The organism is Aeromonas sp. HMWF015, from assembly GCF_963878965.1.
GTDB classification, from domain to species: Bacteria; Pseudomonadota; Gammaproteobacteria; order Enterobacterales; family Aeromonadaceae; genus Aeromonas; species Aeromonas veronii.
The window spans coordinates 10906-13861 of the sequence record NZ_CAWNZT010000417.1 but is presented as its reverse complement, the minus strand read 5'-3'; the positions used below and the strand labels follow the sequence as shown (position 1 = coordinate 13861).

Sequence of the window (2956 nt, the reverse complement as noted above, 5' to 3'; positions counted from 1 at the left end):
CCGGTTCAGCTCAAATTGCTTGAATGGGGCTATCTGCCCGCAGGCTACGAACAGCAGTTTGCCGACTACGCCAAGGCCCATGGGGTGGCGGCAACGGTCAGCCGGGTCGAGCCGCTGCTGACCGATTTTGACAGCGTCTACCGCGCCCTGCGCACCCGCAGCGCCGATGTGGTGCTGCCGACCAGCTACTTCTACAAGGCCCATCACCAGCCGCTGTTCAAGCTGCTGCTCCCCATCGATTTCAGCCGCCTGCAGCATTACGCCGAGGTGAAGCCCGCCCTCAAGAACACCGAGTATGACAAGCAGGGGGAGCGTAACTACTCGGTGCCCTTCTCCTACGCCATGTTCAGCCTCGCCTATGACAGCAAGCAGGTGGCGCAAGCGCCCACCAGTTGGCAGGTGCTCGCCAACAGCGCGCCGCCGGGCCAGTTTGCCGAGTTCTGCGACCAGTTCGAGCCGCTGCTGTTCTCGGTGCTGCTCTCCCTTGGCAAGTCGCCTGCCCTGTTTGCCAGTGGCGAGATGCTGGCCGACAAGAAGTTGCAGCAGGAGGTGGAGCTGCAGCTGTCGAAGCGGCTGCAAGCCAGTCGCGGCTTCTGGTTCAATCAGGCCAATCGCTGCGAGGATCTGAGTCAGCAGAAGTTTGCCACCACCTGGGGGCTGGAGCTGGTGGCGTGCAACAAGCAGAACGACCAGCAGTGGCGGATCGCCATGGTGCAGGAGGGGGCCATCTATGCCCTTGATGCGCTCTCCATCGCCCGCCATGTTGGCGATGATCCCGCACGGCTCAAGGCCGCCTACCTGCTGGTGGATTTTCTGCTGAGCGCCCCGCTGCAGCGCCAGATGCTGGTGGGCACGCCCACCATCTCGGCCAGCAATATTGCCTCCCGGCCGCCTCTAAGCCCGCAAGAGCAGGCGGTGCTGCCGGATCGCCCGCTGCCGGAGTTTGACGAGCGGCTGCTGGTGCCCGCGCTGCCCGCCCATATCAAGAATCGCTACAAACGGATGGTGCAGCAGGCTATCGTCGCCAGCGGCAAAGAGGGGCTGGTCAAGCAGTGCCCCTGGGATCTGGATAACTGATGAGTGGGCCTGTCGCTTGTCCGGCGGCAGGCCCGTTTGCGCAGGATGGCTGATGATCGGTCATCGCGCTTTCTAACTCATTTTCCTGTTAAACACACGCCGCCTGCTGGCCCGCATCGTTTGAAAAAACAGAACGCCCACCGCAGCCCCATGTAGCCGGATTAAACAACCGCACCCCGCCAGATCACTGCTCACACTCGGGTCGCCCCCTGTACAAAAGTGCCGCAATTGTGACAACTTGGATGTGAGCTGAACAATCTTGATCTGTCCCTTGTGGGAAGGTAGTGAATCGGTTATTTCTCTGTGGTATTGGCGGCATCCAGCACGGGTTCTTCAGCCATGTGGTGCGAAATCCACAGCAAAAACAAACAGTAAAATGCAGGAGCAAATATGAAAAAGGTCGTGATGGTTGCCGTGGCTGCGGCCCTTCTGGGTGGCTGCGCTGTAAAAAATCAGGTCTCCTACAGCTTGCAGTCGCTGCAGGCTGTCCCCCTCAGCGCCTTCCAGCCGAGCGAGAGCAACCCCAACCAGCGTGTCTACAAGGAGCCGGGCGTTGACCTGCGCCAATACAATGAGGTGCTGCTCGATCCGCTGCAGTTTATCCGGCAGGAGAACGGCCAGTGGTATCTGCTGACCGCCAACGAACAGAACCAGATTGGCCGCTACTACCACGACAAGTTCCAGAGCGAGCTGATCCGCCACGGCGTCAAGATCGCCACCGCCCCTGGGCCCGGAGTGATGCGGATCCAGGCGGCCGTCACCAACTTCGACCTGACCCGCCCCGACCCCAAACTGCGTGACCTGATGCCAGCCAAGATCGCCATCAACGTCACCCGCGAAGTGATCGGCAAGGAGCCCTACCTGCTCAAGGTGGGCAGTATGGCCCAACTGCTCGACTCCCAGAGCGGCAAGCTGCTGGTGCGGGTGATGGATGCCCGCGAAAGCCCAGACACCACCCACAAGGATTCGCCCATCACCGCCGAGGAGATGGAGAAGATGATCGATCAGTGGGCTGCTAACCGCGCCAAACAGTTGGCGGACAATATTGGTAAATAACCGCGGAACATAAGAGCGGCAAATAAGCATCCGAAAACGGGTGCAGACAGATCGAGAGGGGGAGCCAGCGGCGCCCTCTTTTTTGTCTGCATTTTTTGTCCGCGCCGCTGCCGCTGGCATGGCCGCGCAGCCCTTGCCGGATGGGGGATCGGCCCGTAGCCGAGTCCGCCGTTTCGCCGTCAGCGGTGAAACCGGCTGCCGATTTCTGCTTTTCTCCCCCGTATTCTGGCAGTTAGGATGACCCTTCCGTGACCGCATTCTCATAGCATAAGGAACCACTATGACCCGTCACCCCTGCATCAAACACTGGAGCGAGCTGCAAGAGCAGACGCCGCGCTACTACTCCGGCAGTCAGGAGCCCCTTTCCCGTGGCTGCGCCCTCGGCAAGCACTTCGGCTTTAGCCGGATCGGCATTCACCACGAGATCGTCGAGCCCGGCCACCGCACCAGTTGGCCCCACGCCGAAAAGACCGAGGACGAGTTTGTTCACGTACTGGAAGGGACGCCGGATGTCTGGCTCGATGGCGTGCTCTATCGGCTGCAACCGGGCGACTCGGTGGGCTTCAAAGCCGGTGACGGGCTGTCCCACGCCTTTATCAACAACACCAACGAGCCGGTGCGGCTGCTCTGCATTGGCGATACCGATCGGGAGGACAACCGCATCCACTATGCCGTGCACCCCGAGCGCAATATCACCCTCGGCAAGCTGCACTGGGATGACGTCCCCGAGCGCGAGCTGGGGGATCACGACGGTCTGCCCGACCAGCTGCGCGAGAACAACGGCCCCTTCTAGAGCGCAGGCCTTCTGCGCACCAGCCCTGCA

The 2956-nt window shown here is 61.2% G+C and carries 3 protein-coding genes; all 3 read left to right on the top strand.

The features are described from left to right. Positions 1 to 1077 (top strand): extracellular solute-binding protein (locus AACS18_RS21435; RefSeq protein ID WP_181363351.1); only part of this gene is annotated, 1077 nt, incomplete at its 5' end. A 390-nt stretch (positions 1078 to 1467) separates the two neighbouring features. Beyond that, the gene (locus AACS18_RS21430) at positions 1468 to 2133 is read left to right on the top strand and encodes a DUF3313 domain-containing protein (RefSeq protein ID WP_108613261.1); all 666 of its coding nucleotides are present in this window, start codon (positions 1468 to 1470) and stop codon (positions 2131 to 2133) included. A 280-nt stretch (positions 2134 to 2413) separates the two neighbouring features. Further along, entirely contained in the window at positions 2414 to 2926 is a 513-nt protein-coding gene (locus AACS18_RS21425; RefSeq protein WP_108613260.1) for a cupin domain-containing protein, read from the top strand. Positions 2927 to 2956 lie beyond the last annotated feature (30 nt).